This window comes from Rummeliibacillus sp. NPDC094406, from assembly GCF_044763875.1.
Classification (GTDB): domain Bacteria; phylum Bacillota; class Bacilli; order Bacillales_A; family Planococcaceae; genus Rummeliibacillus.
Genome location: NZ_JBIWGZ010000004.1, coordinates 56,259 through 72,660, shown reverse-complemented (window position 1 = coordinate 72,660; position 16,402 = coordinate 56,259). Strand labels below are relative to the sequence as shown.

22 protein-coding genes and 1 riboswitch are annotated in these 16,402 nt (G+C 33.5%); of the genes, 5 read left to right on the top strand and 17 right to left on the bottom strand.

Going from position 1 to position 16,402, the window contains the following annotated elements; translation table 11 throughout:
• Nucleotides 1-9: 9 nt before the first annotated feature.
• The 6 genes from ACIQ4I_RS11995 to ACIQ4I_RS11970 all read right to left on the bottom strand — a co-directional run bounded on the left by ACIQ4I_RS11995 (nucleotide 10) and on the right by ACIQ4I_RS11970 (nucleotide 5,460).
• The gene (locus ACIQ4I_RS11995; protein WP_403096212.1) at nucleotides 10-591 is read right to left on the bottom strand and encodes a YpmS family protein; all 582 of its coding nucleotides are present in this window, start codon (nucleotides 589-591) and stop codon (nucleotides 10-12) included.
• Nucleotides 584-1,396, bottom strand: a complete 813-nt coding sequence (locus ACIQ4I_RS11990) for a GDSL-type esterase/lipase family protein (RefSeq protein ID WP_403096211.1) — start codon at nucleotides 1,394-1,396, stop codon at nucleotides 584-586. Before ACIQ4I_RS11990 ends, ACIQ4I_RS11995 begins: the two co-directional genes overlap by 8 nt.
• 81 nt (nucleotides 1,397-1,477) lie before the next feature.
• The gene (locus ACIQ4I_RS11985; RefSeq protein WP_403096210.1) at nucleotides 1,478-2,317 is read right to left on the bottom strand and encodes a DegV family protein; all 840 of its coding nucleotides are present in this window, start codon (nucleotides 2,315-2,317) and stop codon (nucleotides 1,478-1,480) included.
• Between the two features lie 578 nt (nucleotides 2,318-2,895).
• Entirely contained in the window at nucleotides 2,896-3,372 is a 477-nt protein-coding gene (locus ACIQ4I_RS11980; protein ID WP_403096794.1) for a dihydrofolate reductase, read from the bottom strand.
• 14 nt (nucleotides 3,373-3,386) lie between these two features.
• Nucleotides 3,387-4,331, bottom strand: coding sequence for a thymidylate synthase (locus ACIQ4I_RS11975; RefSeq protein WP_403096209.1), 945 nt, complete (start codon nucleotides 4,329-4,331; stop codon nucleotides 3,387-3,389).
• A gap of 289 nt (nucleotides 4,332-4,620) precedes the next feature.
• Nucleotides 4,621-5,460 (bottom strand): YitT family protein, encoded by an 840-nt coding sequence (locus ACIQ4I_RS11970; protein WP_403096208.1) that lies wholly within the window; start codon nucleotides 5,458-5,460, stop codon nucleotides 4,621-4,623.
• Between the two features lie 233 nt (nucleotides 5,461-5,693).
• Here ACIQ4I_RS11970 and ACIQ4I_RS11965 point away from each other — a divergent pair, with 233 nt between their 5' ends.
• Together ACIQ4I_RS11965 and ACIQ4I_RS11960 are read left to right on the top strand one after the other, a co-directional pair.
• Nucleotides 5,694-5,936 (top strand): hypothetical protein, encoded by a 243-nt coding sequence (locus ACIQ4I_RS11965; RefSeq protein ID WP_403096207.1) that lies wholly within the window; start codon nucleotides 5,694-5,696, stop codon nucleotides 5,934-5,936.
• Nucleotides 5,937-5,957: 21 nt separating this feature from the next.
• Nucleotides 5,958-6,188 carry a hypothetical protein gene (locus ACIQ4I_RS11960; protein ID WP_403096206.1) on the top strand — a complete coding sequence of 77 codons (231 nt, stop codon included), beginning with the start codon at nucleotides 5,958-5,960 and terminating at the stop codon, nucleotides 6,186-6,188.
• 182 nt (nucleotides 6,189-6,370) lie between these two features.
• On the opposite strand, the gene ACIQ4I_RS11955 is transcribed toward ACIQ4I_RS11960, so the two are convergent.
• From ACIQ4I_RS11955 to ACIQ4I_RS11930, 6 genes are all read right to left on the bottom strand, one after another.
• A complete protein-coding gene (locus tag ACIQ4I_RS11955) occupies nucleotides 6,371-6,967 on the bottom strand; it encodes a YpjP family protein (protein WP_403096205.1) in 597 nt (198 codons plus the stop codon).
• A gap of 293 nt (nucleotides 6,968-7,260) precedes the next feature.
• A complete protein-coding gene (locus tag ACIQ4I_RS11950) occupies nucleotides 7,261-7,878 on the bottom strand; it encodes an NAD(P)-dependent oxidoreductase (RefSeq protein ID WP_403096204.1) in 618 nt (205 codons plus the stop codon).
• 490 nt (nucleotides 7,879-8,368) lie between these two features.
• Nucleotides 8,369-9,163, bottom strand: coding sequence for a class I SAM-dependent methyltransferase (locus ACIQ4I_RS11945; RefSeq protein ID WP_403096203.1), 795 nt, complete (start codon nucleotides 9,161-9,163; stop codon nucleotides 8,369-8,371).
• The gene (locus ACIQ4I_RS11940; RefSeq protein WP_403096202.1) at nucleotides 9,151-9,591 is read right to left on the bottom strand and encodes a BrxA/BrxB family bacilliredoxin; all 441 of its coding nucleotides are present in this window, start codon (nucleotides 9,589-9,591) and stop codon (nucleotides 9,151-9,153) included. The genes ACIQ4I_RS11945 and ACIQ4I_RS11940 overlap by 13 nt, the downstream gene beginning before the upstream one ends.
• 145 nt (nucleotides 9,592-9,736) lie before the next feature.
• Nucleotides 9,737-10,012, bottom strand: a complete 276-nt coding sequence (locus tag ACIQ4I_RS11935) for a hypothetical protein (RefSeq protein WP_403096201.1) — start codon at nucleotides 10,010-10,012, stop codon at nucleotides 9,737-9,739.
• Nucleotides 10,013-10,511: 499 nt separating this feature from the next.
• Nucleotides 10,512-11,282, bottom strand: coding sequence for a hypothetical protein (locus ACIQ4I_RS11930; RefSeq protein WP_403096200.1), 771 nt, complete (start codon nucleotides 11,280-11,282; stop codon nucleotides 10,512-10,514).
• Between the two features lie 21 nt (nucleotides 11,283-11,303).
• Nucleotides 11,304-11,386: riboswitch (cyclic di-GMP riboswitch) on the bottom strand.
• 150 nt (nucleotides 11,387-11,536) lie between these two features.
• Here ACIQ4I_RS11930 and ACIQ4I_RS11925 point away from each other — a divergent pair.
• Nucleotides 11,537-11,818, top strand: coding sequence for a translation initiation factor 2 (locus tag ACIQ4I_RS11925; RefSeq protein WP_403096199.1), 282 nt, complete (start codon nucleotides 11,537-11,539; stop codon nucleotides 11,816-11,818).
• A gap of 109 nt (nucleotides 11,819-11,927) precedes the next feature.
• Here the strand turns inward: ACIQ4I_RS11925 and ACIQ4I_RS11920 are convergent, their stop codons facing one another.
• Together ACIQ4I_RS11920 and ACIQ4I_RS11915 are read right to left on the bottom strand one after the other, a co-directional pair.
• Entirely contained in the window at nucleotides 11,928-12,134 is a 207-nt protein-coding gene (locus ACIQ4I_RS11920) for a WYL domain-containing protein (protein WP_403096198.1), read from the bottom strand.
• A gap of 229 nt (nucleotides 12,135-12,363) precedes the next feature.
• On the bottom strand, nucleotides 12,364-12,615 hold the full coding sequence (locus tag ACIQ4I_RS11915; protein WP_403096197.1) for a phage holin: 252 nt from the start codon (nucleotides 12,613-12,615) through the stop codon (nucleotides 12,364-12,366).
• A gap of 341 nt (nucleotides 12,616-12,956) precedes the next feature.
• On the opposite strand from ACIQ4I_RS11915, the gene ACIQ4I_RS11910 reads away from it, so the two are divergent.
• Both ACIQ4I_RS11910 and ACIQ4I_RS11905 read left to right on the top strand, forming a co-directional pair.
• The gene (locus ACIQ4I_RS11910) at nucleotides 12,957-13,220 is read left to right on the top strand and encodes a hypothetical protein (protein WP_403096196.1); all 264 of its coding nucleotides are present in this window, start codon (nucleotides 12,957-12,959) and stop codon (nucleotides 13,218-13,220) included.
• Between the two features lie 282 nt (nucleotides 13,221-13,502).
• Entirely contained in the window at nucleotides 13,503-13,898 is a 396-nt protein-coding gene (locus tag ACIQ4I_RS11905) for a hypothetical protein (protein WP_403096195.1), read from the top strand.
• A 29-nt stretch (nucleotides 13,899-13,927) separates the two neighbouring features.
• Here the strand turns inward: ACIQ4I_RS11905 and ACIQ4I_RS11900 are convergent, their stop codons facing one another.
• The 3 genes from ACIQ4I_RS11900 to ACIQ4I_RS11890 all read right to left on the bottom strand — a co-directional run bounded on the left by ACIQ4I_RS11900 (nucleotide 13,928) and on the right by ACIQ4I_RS11890 (nucleotide 16,065).
• Nucleotides 13,928-14,170, bottom strand: a complete 243-nt coding sequence (locus tag ACIQ4I_RS11900) for a hypothetical protein (protein ID WP_403096194.1) — start codon at nucleotides 14,168-14,170, stop codon at nucleotides 13,928-13,930.
• 485 nt (nucleotides 14,171-14,655) lie between these two features.
• The gene (locus ACIQ4I_RS11895; protein ID WP_403096193.1) at nucleotides 14,656-15,378 is read right to left on the bottom strand and encodes a GDSL-type esterase/lipase family protein; all 723 of its coding nucleotides are present in this window, start codon (nucleotides 15,376-15,378) and stop codon (nucleotides 14,656-14,658) included.
• A gap of 78 nt (nucleotides 15,379-15,456) precedes the next feature.
• Nucleotides 15,457-16,065: an N-acetylmuramoyl-L-alanine amidase family protein gene (locus ACIQ4I_RS11890; protein WP_403096192.1), complete on the bottom strand. Its 609-nt coding sequence runs from the start codon at nucleotides 16,063-16,065 to the stop codon at nucleotides 15,457-15,459.
• Nucleotides 16,066-16,402 lie beyond the last annotated feature (337 nt).

The following is a 16,402-nucleotide window of genomic DNA, read 5'->3' as shown; positions in this document are numbered from 1 at the left end:
TTAGACCTCCTATTTTGTAGGAATTACTACATCAAGTATAATGCGGTTTTCTTTTAAATTGAATTCTTTTGCTTGTACATGTCCTTTTAGTTTTTCACCAAGAGGTACATTCATTTTTGTCAAATTCAAATAAATCTGTTCTTCTTTTGGTTGAATTACCATCCAACTAGGCAAATCAACAGAATCCTTCAACAATTTAAGGGCAGTGTTAGGTGGTATATCTAGCATTCCAACTTCAACTGTTTTTTGCTTCAATAGTAGATTTCCATCTTCGATTGTTGGTTCAAACGTCAATGTAATGGGGAGTTCCATTTCAAAGACTGTTAAGGTACTTTGCAATGTCACATCTTCACCTACAGACATTTTCACTGGGATTTTAGAGGTTTTCATTGAACTTTCTATTAATCGATTGGCCATATTCTCAAAGTCTTTTGGTGTTGTCTGAACTTCCAGATGGCTACCATCTGGAAGTTTACTTGCCGATGGGTTCGGTGTTTCAGCGATTGGTCTTGTAATAAGATATACAGTAGAAACTATTACAACTATCACAAGTGTGCTGAGAAGTAAAAAGGCCACTTTCCATTTATTCATCTGTGGAATCCTCCTTAAAATCGAATTGACCATGTGATAGTTTCTTTAGATCAACCTCATGTAATGTTTTGATAATCCGTGCTGTCATTTGGTCATAACCTTTCGCATTAGGGTGGAAAAAGTCAGTGTGATATACCATATTATCATTTGAATCAAATAGATCCACTACATTAATAAATACTGCATGACCATCTTGATTTGCAAATCCTCTTATATCAGAATTCCATTCTCTCATTATAGTATTCATATCTGATTTTTCTTTTGTAAAGATAGACAATGGATTATATACTCCTATAAGAATAATCGGTGCGTTAGGATTACGTTCTCGAATAAGTTGCATAATCGTTTCATATCGCTGTTGAAATGCTGGTCTTTTATCGTCAAAAACTTCTTTTGTAAGATCTGTAATATTGGAACGTACAATTTTCATCAAGTCATTTCCGCCGATTGTCAAAGATATAATATCAGCTTGTTCGAGCGCATCATCAATTTCGCCAGATTGAATCTGATCGATTAATTGATCACTTCTGCGTCCTCTTTTTGCAGTATTTGTGACCGTTACTGATTTAACACCTCGCCAAGTTTCCATCTCTTTTTTCATCCGACCAACATATCCTTCTTTGTCTAGTTCATCCCCAACTCCCTCTGTCAAAGAATCCCCTAATGCAACATACTGTATGTCTTTAAGCTTGATCATTTGTGTAACAGCTATTTTGTTTTCTTTTTGTGAATTACTCATGATACCCGGTGCTTCGCATGCAGCTAAGATAAGCACAGATATCATCAGTATTACCCATTTTTTCACTTCTAATTCTTCCTCTCATCTCGACCTTGTCGCTCAAATGAAAGAAAGCAGGGAATGATTAGGATTCCCTGCCGCCTGTAATTAATCTGTATAGTAGCAAAAGCCAATTGCTCCTGGCCCTGTATGTGTACTAATGATTGGCGACGTATAGCCAAATTTTACATCATTATAGCCTGACTCTTCAATCATTGTTTTTAATGGATCTGCCATTTTTAACCCTTGTGCATGAGCAATACCAACACCTTTAATGACTTTTCCATTTGTATCTTCCTGGAAATGTTGAAGGAAGTATTTAATGACTTGTTTATGGCTACGCACTTTCGCTACAGGATTATATGATCCTCCCTCAAGGGATGCAATCGGTTTAATATTCAATAATGAGCCAATTAAACCTTTACCTTTTCCGATACGGCCACCTTTTATCAAGTTATCCAATGTATCTACAACCACATACAAATACGTATTTGAACGTACATGATCTAATCTTTTAATGATTTCTTCCATTGTTTTACCTTCTTCAGCCATCTGCGCAGCCTCTAAAACTTGGAAACCTAGGGCAAAGGAAATGAATCGTGAATCAACTACCACAACTTTTGTTTCTGTCATTGTTGCAGCTGCTTCTGCTGATTTTACTGTACCACTCATACCGCCAGTCATGGTTATAACTAGAACTTCATCTCCATTACTACCTAATTCATCAAATAATTCTTTAAAGACACCTACTGCAGGCTGAGAGCTTTTTGGCAGTTCTGGCGCATTTTCCATTTTTTCTAGAAATTCAACAGGACCGATGTCAACCCCATCAATATATGTTTCGTTATCAATTTGAATTGTTAATGGTACTACATGAATATGATACTTTTCAATTTCTTCTTTTGTTAACTCTCCTGTCGAGTCAGTTACAATATGAATTCGCCCCACGTTGACACATCCTTTTGTTCATTCATTTCATTATAAAATTATATTGTTATATAGTAAACTGAAAGCCTTATCATCATTTATATTACTAGTTTTTGTTTCATTGAACATGTGACATTTGTCAATCTTATTGACTTTTTGTCGAAATCATTATGAAAGTGTTTTAGACTGTTGGTTGGGTGTTAATTTATATTTGTAGTATGACAATATGTTTGCATACAAAAAAAGTGCTACTTTAGTAGAGGGCACTAATTAGCATTTATTTACGAGTACTTGAATCCGTTGATTTCCGTTCCGAGCGGACGCTTTCCGCGGGCGAGGCCGAGCCTCCTCGTCGCTCTGCTCCTGTGGGGTCTCGACTTTCTCGCTTTTCCCGCTGGAGTCGCCGCTCTCCACTCCAATCAACTCGTGTTGTTGGATATAGCTGCTCTTCAATAATTTAGTAGTGCCATGCTATCCATTAAAAACATCGCCATGCATAAAGTAGCAATATCCTTCGAGGTTAGGCAGTTAAATTACTTGTTAAAAAAGAGTGACTATAATAATATAGTCACCCTAATAATACTTCAAAACTTATAATCCTACTTATTATAGATTAAATAGGAAAACTTCACTTGATCTTCTGTTTCAAATTCTTCTGATTCGGAAGCTTCCTTCCATTCACTATCATACTCTGGGAAATACGTATCACCTTGATAAGAATGTTGGATTTTCGTTACATATAATCGATCTGCAATTGGTAGGGCCAAGCGGAAAATTTGTTCTCCACCGATGATCATAATTTCTTTATTTTCCTTCTTGGCTACTTCTATTGCTTCTTCAAAGGAATGAACGACAACAATCCCGTCCCCTTTATAGTCCGGGTCACGTGTAATGACGATATTCGTTCTTCCTGGCAAAGCCTTTCCTATTGATTCGAAAGTTTTTCGTCCCATAATCATCGGTTTACCCATCGTCGTTTTCTTGAAATATGCAAGGTCACCAGGTAGATGCCATGGCAATGCATTGTTAATGCCCATTACTCGATTTATGTCATGCGCAACGATTAAAGAAATCATCATTTAAAACCTCCTCACACTGAAATTGGGGCCGCAATACGAGGATACGGATCATAACCCTCAATCGCTAAGTCTGCCATTTCATAATCAAAGATTGAATCCTTGTCTGTTTTAATCACTAAATTAGGTAAGCTTCTCGGTGTACGAGATAATTGTTCTTTCACTTGATTTAAGTGATTTTTGTAAATATGCGCATCTCCTAAAGTATGCACAAAATCCCCTACCTCTAATCCACATTCTTTCGCAATTAAATGCGTGAGTAATGCGTATGAAGCAATATTAAAAGGCACCCCAAGGAAAACATCTGCGCTACGTTGATATAGTTGGCAAGAAAGTTTACCATCTGCTACATAGAATTGGAAAATTGAATGACAAGGTGGTAATGCCATGTCATCAACCTCTGCAGGATTCCAAGCCGTTACGATATGGCGTCTTGAATTTGGGTTCTTTTTAATCGATTCAATGACATTTTGAATTTGGTCGATCGTACCACCTTTTGCATCTGGCCATGAACGCCATTGTTTCCCATAAACAGGTCCTAAATCACCAAATTTTTGTGCAAATTCCTCAACTTCTAAAATGTTGTTTTGAAAAACAGCCATTTGTTCATCAAACTGTTGTTTAAACGTCTCATCTTTTAACACGCGATGACCAAAGTCCGTCATATCCGGTCCTTTATAATCCTCGCTTTGTACCCACTTCTCAAAAGCCCATTCATCCCAAATATGATTATTTTGAGCAATCAAAGTACGAACATTCGTATCTCCTTTTAAAAACCATAACAATTCCGTTGCAATTAAACGGAATGCTGTTTTTTTCGTCGTCATTAAAGGGAAACCATCTTGTAGATTAAATCTCATTTGGTACCCAAAAACACTCCATGTTCCTGTTCCAGTACGGTCTCCCTTATCATTACCATTTTCTAGAATATGGCGGCAAAGGTCTAAATATTGTTTCATCGATATAGCCTCCAATTTTTATACTATTGCTAATAATATCAAAGACGCTGGATGATTTCGATAAAATTACTTAATTCAACATAAAAGTGTAATAAACAAGCCTTGATGTCTAAGCGTTTATATCAGTTGTAAAAGATGAAACAAGAAACAATTGACAATAGTCATCGAGTTGAATCACTTTGGGATGCTTTAAATAATAGTGGGTAAATTTTGTCCTCTATTATTTATATTAAGGAAAAAGATAAATCACTTTATTAAGTGGTACTTTAAGTAAAAAACTATTTATCTACTATCTTGGTAGAGAAAAGCCTTTCCCTATAATGTCTGAAGCATTTAAGAAGATAACAAATGAATCGGTATCTTGGTTTTGGATTAGTTCTTTTAAATATACCGCTTCTGATTGTTCTACTACACTAAACAATAAGGCTTTTTTATTGCGAGAGTAACCACCTTCTGACCACACTTTGGTAAAACCACGATCAATCTCATTTTTGATAAGATGTGTAACTTTCTCTTCATTTTCCGTAATAATTAATACCAGTTTGGAAGAAGAAGAATGTAATTGAACAAAATCAATAACTTTACTGCAAATATAGATAGTAATCATGGCATACAAAGCAAGCTCCAAGTCAAATACAAACATTGCAGCAATCACAATCATTGCATCAATAATCATCTGAGCATAGCCACTGGATAAACCTGAGTATTTTTTTATCAGTTGACCAATTATTGTCGTTCCTCCTGTTGAACCATTTCCTCTAAAGACTAGTCCCAAACCAACTCCTGTGATGATTCCACCATAAATAGCTGCTAACATGGGATCATGTATTTTATATGGTAAATAAGAAGTTCCCCAAATAAAGAAAGGTAAGAGGATGGTACCGACCAGTGTTTTCACACTAAAATCTTTTCCTAACAAAAAATAGCCAAGAAAGAAGATAGGTATGTTAATGCACCACTGTACAATAGCAGGTGTCCAATTGTACAAATCATATAATAATGTACTAATCCCAACAACACCACCAGCTGCTAATTTCGCTGGTAATAAAAAGGTATTGTACGATATGCTGACCAACAATGCTCCTAATGCAATTAAACTATAGGAGCGTAATTCTTTTGATAAATTCATTTAAAATTTCCCTTCGTCTTATTTTAAATTTTTTCATTCACATTCAAACATTTTAACTGATTTCCTGATTTATAAATAGCTGATTTTTTTGTTCATGAGGAAATAATTCATTTTCAATTTTAAAAAGTGTAAGAAATGTTCTCCTGCATTGTAAAAAGACCTCCCAACAATTTAATAAATTGTTGGGAAGCATTCACTTAGTCTATAATTTTTTATACAAAGGAGTTGAATATATGAGCCTAGGTTGTGTTCATGAATTCGAATTGATAGAAGAAAAGAATTGGAATGTATCAGAAAAATCTGTGATACATGATGATTTTATTGATTATGTAAATGATCAAGTTGGTATTGAAAATAATTTATTTTTTGATGGTGTCCCTTCTATTAATCCAAGTTTCAAAAAAGGGCCATTTGCTGAAATAATCCCTTCAGAAAAAGGGTTTAATCATTGTTCTGATACGATTTTTAATCAATAATCTGTTACAGAATTAAAAGAAATGTTTTCACAATGGAAAGAAGTTGCAATTACTTTACCAACTGATATTTATTATTATTATTTGGAATCCATGGATGAAGAATTAAGAAATTCATTAACTGAGGAAGAGTTAAAATGGAATAAAGATTTTTATTTCGACAAAAAAGAATTAATTAACAGCATCAATATTTGTCTAAATATTGTAGATAAACTGAAAGATTCTCAATATATTTTGTATCATAAGGGCATTTAGATAGTTCAGAGTAAAGATTGATAGACTAAACAAAATAAAAAAGGCCTCCTACCAATTTAATAAATTGTTGGAAGACCTTTATTTCTGTCTATAATTTTACGGATGACTAAAAAGAATGACCAACCTTCTTCTTACTTAGAGATAAACTCTTTGTAATAGTGCGGTTTCACCAAATTCCAACGTTAAGACAACCATTTCGGTGGTGTATCCTTAGACCAGTAAATCTCCCCTAAGTTATTATGTGAGGCAAATTGGTCAACATATGTGTGATAGTGGAAATTGTAGTAGTAGCCATCGAAAGGACGGTTTTCTGTGCGTACATGGAAGCGAATGACGTCTTTTCCTGAAGCGACATTATAAATATGAAACATTTTTTCTGAGTAAGCACCACTTGGTTTTTCAGTGATTGCTAAATTTTTCATATCTGCTTGATCAACATTGTCTAAAGTCATATGAATAGCTTCTTCGATTTTAGGGAAAATAACATTGTCAAATTCATCACCGATTTTCGGTCCAATTTTACTACCGAATTTCATATAGGCTTGTTCCTTCGCTTGTTCTAAAACGTTGTCAGAAAATACTTCCGTATCTTCTATACCATTATCATTATATACTGTATTTATGTAATTTTCTGTATTTGTTGATTGTTTAGATAGTTGGGTTTTATGGTTTCCACTATGTTCTAATAGGTTCTCCCATATGGCATGACTAGGTGTAATGAAGCCAAGTGTTAAAACCGCAACTGTTGAAACTAATACTTTTTGAAGCCAATTTTTCATATCAATTTCACCTACTTATGAACATTTTTAAAACATCTCATTTATACTATATACGAATTTTGTAAGTAAAGGTTCCATCTTTTTGTAAATCATTGTACAATTAATTAGAACTTATATGTAAATAATATGTTCGTTTTTGTACAGAAGGAGGGCAAATATTAATGTCAATTGCAATCGGAATTGGATTTTTGGCGCTATTATTCTATTTAATGTCTCTTTGTATTACAGACTAATGCAATCCATTATACAAAACGGGAGAACTATGGGGAGATTTCTCTCATAGTTCTTTTTTATTAATTTGCGATGCTTATGGATAGGTTACTATATTTTGGATCTTCTAATGCTTTCAGGATGAAGTTTGCAACATCTACACGAGCTATACTTCTCCCCTTCTCTGGAATCCCCTCTATTGCTTCTCGATATATTCCAGTTGGTGCTTCATTTGTCAACCCCATTGGTCTAACTATTGTATAGTCCAAATTATAATTCATGATTGTGTCAACAGCATGTCGATGATCGAGTAAAGGATATTTTAATGTTTTCATAACCATCTTCCCAGAAATCCCTGGTATTTCACCATCTATACCTGCTGATGCCGTATATACTATTCTATTCACATGACCTGTTTGCATTCCTAAAACTATATTTTCAATCATTTTGCTAAGTTCTGTAGATTCTTTTAATCCTTTGCTTGAGGCAAGGCATGATACTACTGCATTTTGCCCTTTTATCGCAGTTGCAACATCATCTGCTTGTAAAGCATTCCCGTGATAAATATGTAAAAAAGGATGCGAGATTTGAAGCTTCGAAGGTGTACGAACGAATGCTGTCACTTCAATACCTTTTTCAAGTGCTAATCTAACAACATGCTGCCCTACTCTTCCTGATGCTCCAAAAACAACTATTTTCATCAAATACCAACTCCCTCATAATTTTATTATAACGAAATCGTGGCTTTGAAATAAAGAAGGATGATTTGCCTATTTTTTAATAATAAGTTATTTATGAGTAAGATATTCTGTAAAAAATGGCCGAATAGAGAACCATTTTTTAAAACAATTTCACAAGTATTCACCCTCGCGCTTCCCCTTTTAGTAAAGTGAAAAGCGCGATGGAAGTTGTTGCAGTGTTACTTCATTAGGTTCCATATTTCTACTTTTTTCCATTTGGCAGTAGACAAAATCGATATCAAGTAAGTTTACGCCTCTTAAAATAATTGGGAAGATCGTCGTTGGAAGGTTGGTAGTGATGTTAAACCCTAGAAGCTACTGAGCTACCATATTGAATTTGACTTAGCACAAATACAAGAGGTTCACCCACTGTATCCAATTGATTTATTTAATTTGGACCATTCGAACAAATTTAGAAGATAAAAAACCTGCGATCAAATCGCAGGTTTTTTTATTGTGATATTTCGATAATGCCATAATGAAACTTCGCATTTAATCGAATATCTCGTTGAAAATGATAACGTTCAAATAATGGGGACTTAAAGTGAGCTTTTAAAACTACTCGTTTTTTCGCTACACGTTTTGCCTCAGCTATCCATTCGTCTGATAACGAATCATGTAATCCAGCATTTCTTAAGGGGATAAAGTTTATTGATTCCTCAATTGTTTCCTCGAACATTGGATCCATATAAACAACATCAAATGAACGATCTGGTTGTTGCTTCAAATAATCGATTGCCAAACTTGGAATGACAGTAATTTGCTCCATACATTTTAATAGAGGCAACTGTGTAATGTCATACCTTTTCATTCCCTCACTGACGATAAACGCCACATTAGGATTGCCTTCACAGCCTACTACTTTTCCAGATTCACCTACAGCAAAAGCCGCTAACATACTATCTGAGCCGATTCCTAATGTACAATCCAGTAGAGAATTGCCTTCCTGCAAATTAACAGCATCCAAAAGAGGGTCATGTTCCCCTCTTGCAACACGTTTTAAGCGAAATGCAGCAGAACTTGGGTGAAAGAAAAATGCCTCTTTTGCACCAATAGGATAATACTCAAAACGGTTTTTCCCTGCTACTACTACATTTGCATGCTCAGTCTCCGCAATTTTCATAATAGATCTTTTTCGTCTCTCTACAAATGAAGCGTGAAGTGCCTGACATGCTTTTGCAGCTAATTGACGAGACTCATTGTCAGGCCGCCCTGCAGTTGTAACAATTGTTTTTATTTCGCACATACTTGGTCAAGCACACCTGCTAAATGATCACGAACTTGTTCCATTGCAAAGCCTTCAATTTGTTCACGTGGAATAAAGTAAGCTAAATTGCCATCTTGACAAATTGCAATTGAAGGAGAGCTTGGTGGCACTTCTTCAAAAAAGTTACGCATTTGAGCAGTTGCTTCACGATCTTGACCAGCAAAAACAGTTACCAGATGATCAGGTTTGTGTTCAGCTTTCTCAATAGCAGCAGCAACAGCTGGACGAGCAAGACCTGCTGCACAACCACAAATCGAATTAATCACGATTAGTGATGTTCCTTTTGATTCTTGCATATGATTAGCCACTTCATCAGGTGTTTTTAACTCTGTGAAGCCAACATTAACTAACTCTTCACGCATTGGTTTTACAATGCCTTGCATATATTCTTCGTAAGCATTACTCATGATTTCATCCTCTTCCATATTCTTTTATTACCCTTGATTTATTAGGTATTTACTCTTTTATTGTATATGTACTTTCGTATTATTTCATCCTTTTTCACTTTTCAATATTTTTTTATGTTCTCTGCTGCTACTTTTTCTATGTAGTTTACTCCCAATCAAAAAGCCATGTAAACAGCTCGACCATGCCAACAATCCCTAGGATCAAAGTTACAATACCTATAAGTACTTTCCATAACCAAAACAGAGGAGATCGTTCAACTGTAAATTTCAAAAATAATATACATAGTAAAGGCGATGCTATTGAAACGATTTGCTTATAAGGAGAATGATGAAGAATATTAATTTCTTCACCGGCAATTGTAAAGGTCACGAAACCTATACTCAATAATAAGAAATATAAAAAAACTTTTAAAAATTCCATTTTATCCACCTTAATTCATTATAATATCAAAAAAATATTATTTAACACTATACTATTATGGAGAAAAATGCTGAAGAGCAGATCAATAAAAACCGTTTTATAGACTCCCCATTGCATTAACACGTTTGCCTTTTAAACTTATTTTTTATTTTCAGCGAAGTCTCCCCTCTGCCAAATATTTAAGGGTCTTTACTCTTTTTATTTCACTCTTATTTTTTGTCCCACTTCAATCTTTTATATTTTTTTAACTTGAGTGTAAACACCTATTTTCAAACAATTTTAGATAACAGACTTATTTATTTTAAATCGTCCAATTCAACAGATTCTCCCTATATGATAAAAGACATTCTTGCAACAAGTGCTATAAGGAAATTTCCCTATATAAAAAAGCCAACAATTAAGTTGACTTTTTTTTGATAACGTTAATATTTTCTCTTTATGAGGCAGTTGGAACTGTTGCTGTATTCATAGGTGGTCCTGCATCATTTTAATTTGTTGATTACTCTCCATCTACTGAATCAACTTGTTCACCATCATCTTCCGAATCACCTTGCTCATTGTTATCTTGTTCTTGTGAATCAGCTTGTTCATTGTTATCATCTGATTTTGGTTCTGTAGTTGTCTTTTCATCATCCGTTTTTGGAGTTGTAGATTGTTCCGCTAAAGATTTTACTCGTTTAATTTCATCTGTAGCCAGTTGTTGAAGTTCTTTAGATTTCGTTGATAAGATTTCATAATCTGATGCATTTAATCTATTTTTTCTTTTACTCAATGATAGTTGTTTGTCAATTGCACGAAGCTTATTGATTTCTGCTTTCAATTTTCCTGTGTAGCTTTTATATTTTTTTGTTGCTACTTTCTTGCTTAAATCTTTATCCACTATTCCATCTTCACTTACAGCAAAATATGAATCTATAGATTTAGAAAGCTTGGTAATAGTAGAGTCAACATTATTTAAACGTTTTTCAACTGTTTTACTGAATTTAGATTTAGAAACTGTTTTGTTCTTTGATTCTTTTTTACTTTGATGTTTTTGATTTTTTTGCTCTTTTTCACTTTGATCTTTATGATCTTTTTTATTTTGATCTTTTTCTTCTTTCTTATTTTCTCCAGTATTAGAATTTTCAGCTTCTTCTTGGACCTGTCCTTTTGGTTGATGTTCTGACTTCCCATGATCTGAGCCTTTCGCACTTGCGAATGAAGCTGAACCTAAAACTAAACTAATTGCTACTGCACTGGATAAAATTTTTGTATACCCTTTTGTTTTCATTACCTTTTCCTCCTAATGGGTAACGGCAGCTGGCTGGCATAGATTACTCCTTAGCCCCGATAGCTTTGTGACATCAGATTTCCCTGATTGTACCTTTATTTTTAAATCATTTAATTTATCGGAGTTATTATGAAAAGTTTAAGAAGAGAAATTTATTTTTTGGTTAAGTAATAACTATTCATATGTACACACTATTTTGGGGTTACTTACATAATTTAAATAGTAACTGGAGAATAGCTGAGGGAGGCTTGGAAATGGCTAACAAAAACAACTATCGAAATGGTCAGAATGGGGAATCGCCAGAACTTATTGCTGCTAGGCTAGCCTTTATTGGAGCAGCACTCACTACTTTAGGTGATGGAATAACAACCATCGCTGTAGGTATTACATTGCAGGAATTAGAAAATCAACATAATCAAAACAATCAAAACAACCAAAACAATCCAAGTTCAAGAAAACAAGATGATCAATCAAAACAAATAGAAAGATTACAAAAGCAAGTAGATCAATTGACTAGACAAATGGCAAGAAAGTAGATTATTGAATATAAATAGAAAAATTTAAATCATTTATAATTATAAATGAACCAGAAAACCATGACACTTTAATTAAAAAGTTTCATGGTTTCATTTTTTCAATATGCAATTAAATAATCTCGCTTTCTCTACGAATTACCGGAACAATTGCTAGAACACGATCGATTTTAAAAGTGCGCTGTGCCTGTTTTAAGAAACAATAGGCTTTGAATGTATCATCCGTTATTTTCATGATTTTCACTCGTCTTTTCGTGACTTCACCTGTTTTGGACATATACATAATGTTCACTAATTGATTACGGTTCATCGCTTTCACCAGCTGTTCTTTCAGAATGCGGCCTCCTTATATTCTTTTATATAGAATATACGTTCTGCACGAAGGGATAATGAATATAGATTGAATATATCCAGCATAAAATACGTAGTTTCATATTTTTTCAATGATAAATGTCGCCCGCCATCACCACTTTTGTTAACAAGGTCAGGTGTAACCCCTTTTACTTATTTTTAAATCAAATCAACTATTTATTATATTGTTACTCCAATTATTTTAATCCTTTTTCCTTCAATAGCTTTTCTTGTTCTTTTGCTTTAGTTGTGACGATATAGCTATTTTTCCAAACTCCATATATCACGAACACGAATGGAACTGCAGTGATCAACACTTGATTAAAGGCATTAATGGATTCTTCAGTAAACCACTTAGACGTAACCCCTATTGATTGTAAAAATAAGAGAATTGCTGATAACATTCCTCCAAACAATGCTATACACTGCTTTAGTTTATCTGCTGTCATATTATTCACCCCCTCTCCTTCTATCTACAGCTATTTAATGCACTTTTTATTTGATTTGGCATGCTTATGACCACTTTATATCTTATTTCTTCATCCTTCGACGCTTTTTTTACATCCCCCTTCATTAGATACTATTCGTTCTAAACATCCAAAATACGTCATATGCTAAAGAAAAATCAGAAAATAGTTTGAAGTCGGATTTCCAACTTATTTGTTACCAATTCGCGAAAATTGTAGGGAAAATCTATTTTGATTCCATGTATTAAATTTATTATTGTCCTTTTTATTGGAGTCACTTAAATGTAATTTGAATAATAAATCAACTTAAATGAGGTATGTGAATGAAAGGGAATAACCAATTTAACAAGCCTCTAGAACAGGACATCAAAAACTCTGATAAGCTGGATTTACTCTCAGGAGTGATCACCACATTGGGTTATGCTGTCGGTGTTTTGTCAACGCTAGCATTGATAGAGGAAAAGCAAAAAACTCCAACAGAAAATGTACAAATTCAACAAGAACATTTGCGTCAATTGAATCAAATGCAACAGCAACTTGACCATATGACAAGGCAAATAGCTTTAATAGAACGGAGGACGCGTTAATATTATAATCATTACCATTTATATGCCCTGCTTCAAAAAATCATTTCATTTCGAAAATTCGCAGTATACACAATTAAACTATGCAAAAATAAACCGCCGAATTACTTTTGATGTTCAACAAAATCAAAAACAAACGCTGAACTAATGATTTTTTTAGTTCAGCGTTTGTTTTGGTTATATCGGATAATTAATGGATATATATTGAATTATGTATTGTTATTAGGGCTCGTTTGATATTCGAATGTCCTACATACTATTTGAAGAAAAACGGAGGGAATTGAATTGAAAAAACCAATCGGGGTAACCCTTATAAGCTATTTTTATATTTTTGGTATAGCTGCATTAATATTTATCACTTTTTTCTTACACCAAATTGCACACATATTTGTTTTTGCTGAACGATTTGGTTTTCCAGACTTTCCAGAAGAGTTATTCAGAGTTCTATTGGCCATTGTCACTTTAATAGTAATTTATGGCTATATGAACTTAAAAGCATGGGGATTTTGGTTGATGGTTTTATATTCTATAAGTTTTGGGATTGTTAGCTATCTTTTACTACTCTCCTATAATAAACAGCTGTTCATCGGAAATTTTATTTGGTCAGCAATCGTTTTAATTTATTCGATTTCTGTGCACAAATCTTTCTTCAATACAAAAAATATTAAGAAAGTAAGATAGCAAATTTTCTTCATATCTATTTACAAACACTATTTCAAATATTCACCCGACTCAAGATACACTTTGATAAATTGCATACATTCTTCTTGCTCTCGAAAGCATTCATGAAAAACATCTGATTGTAACGTTTCAAAAAAGCGCTTAGTTTTTCTAATCGAAATGTTGGAAAAGGTAATTTCTTGCCCAGGTAATAAGCTATTTATTTGTTTATTTATAGACATTAAGTTCGCTTGTTTATCCACATATTCAAATAAATCCAATTGATGACTCATTAGACAGACCACTCCTTATCTATAACATTCTATGTATTTTCTTTTTTTCCTTCTTGTCATCTATTCTTACCTTTTTAAAATAGACAAGTTCCTATATTTGCCCAATTCTCATAAGGTAATCTTAAAGGTGATAGGAAATTGAATGATTATATGTTTATGGGCAAATGCAGTGCCCTGTATTAAACGACTAAAAAAAGGCAATGGATGGAGACATGATGCAATTTGTTACTATGAAGTATTGGATAATCTGGCTACCAATCCAAAAATAAAAAAATAGATTCAAAAAACCAAGCATTTTCTGAAGCAGCGTCGGATGAACAAAATCATGCTGTATGGTTCTTGTATTTTATGCTAATTTGCCGTAATTAAGTCAAATTCAATCACTTCAATGCAGCTTGTAGATATACAATTCATCAAAAAATCAATCATAAAAAAACCGCCACATAATTTGTGACGGTTTTCATTATTTATGATGTTGAAAATATCTATTTGCCCATAAAAGGTTTTAACGCATTAACCCATATAGCATAACCTTCACCATTTAAGTGCAAACCATCTCTTGTATATTTTGAATCCAATTGATCACCTTTTAAAAATTGATCGTAGATATTGACCATTGGAATTTGATGTTTACTTGCTAATTCTTGAAGGCCTTCATTTAACTTAATTATTTGCGAATTGTGAACTCGATAACCATATAGTTCATTATTCACTGGTAACACGGACGTGATGATTATTTTTGTATTTGGACTTTTTTCTTTAATAGTTGATAATATTTTATCGTAATTTTTTAACGTTTGGTCTTCAGAATAACCTTTTGCAATATCATTGACGCCAATCATTAATACAATACGTTTTGGTTGACCACTTGTGATTGTTTCTAATCTTTTTAAAACACCAATTGTTGTATCCCCACCGATACCACGGTTCAATATTGGCTCAGCTGGAAACTCTTCTGCCCATTCATTGTATAAAATCATGCTATCACCTAACATAACGGTTGACTCTTTTGTTACAGCCAATCGTTCAAATAATGTTTGTCGTTGTTCATAGTGAGCAGGTCGCAATACAACAGAATGTGAAGTTTCCTCTTTTTTGTCCATTTTCGTTTGCATGTCTGCAAAGCTATTTGATTGTACAAATACCGTGATCAAAATAGTCAAAAGAATTATGTTTACGATAAATGAGATTCTCAATCTTTTTCCCATATGAATCACCCTCTTACATTTTTAAGTAATTTATAGATATTATTACCCTAATACTTTATTTTATCTTTTTAAGTTTATTTAAGGAAACAAAAACCTTATTTTTTTCATTAAAACATTTACGAATGTTATATAATCTACTATTCCTTGTGCAATTGCCCTACCTTGTTCATATAAACGTTGATCATCTCGCAACTTTTTGATGTCTATTAAAGAATCCATAAATCCTCCTTCAATTAAAATGGCAGGCATTTCTGTTTCCCTTAAAACATAGAAATCTGCTTCTTTTATCCCTCTATTTTTTAGTGACATTGCAGTTACCACTTTGAGATGTATATGCTGAGCTAGTAGTGTAGACTTAGGATTATTTACTTTAGGCGCCATGACAAACGTTTCTACACCAGTCCATGTTCCCCAATTTCCGGTACTTGCATTATGATGGCTAGAAATATAAATATCAGCCTTCTTCTTATTTGCAATCTGAACGCGATCGTATAAACTACGATCGGTTTTCCCCGTCTGATCGTCTACTCGAACGCATTTCATCATTGGATATTTGCCTAATTCATTCAATATAGCTTGCACAACTTTGTTATTAAAATTCCATTCCTTTTCTCCATCTGGCGATTGTTTTCCAGGTGTAAATTTCCCATGTCCTGCGTCGATTGCGATGACCCAATTTTTCTTCATTAAAATTCCCCCTTTTTATATTAAATAGAAGGAATTTTAATAAAGTAGACAATAAATTGCCAGTTCGGACTTTTACTTTCAAAAATGAAACGTTCCAATGATCTTCCTTTAACACCAACTAATTCAACACAATTCACAATTAATCGTCTGAATTCGACTTAATTTCCTATTTATCACTCTTCATTTCATAATTCGACTTCTCTATTTACTTTTTAATTAAATAATATTTTTCGCCATTTTTCGCCAATCCAGCATTCGACAAAAATCAATTTGTTTGGATTAAAATAATAAGAATGATTTTCGATTTAGCATAAAAAGAGCTGCAAACATAAATTTT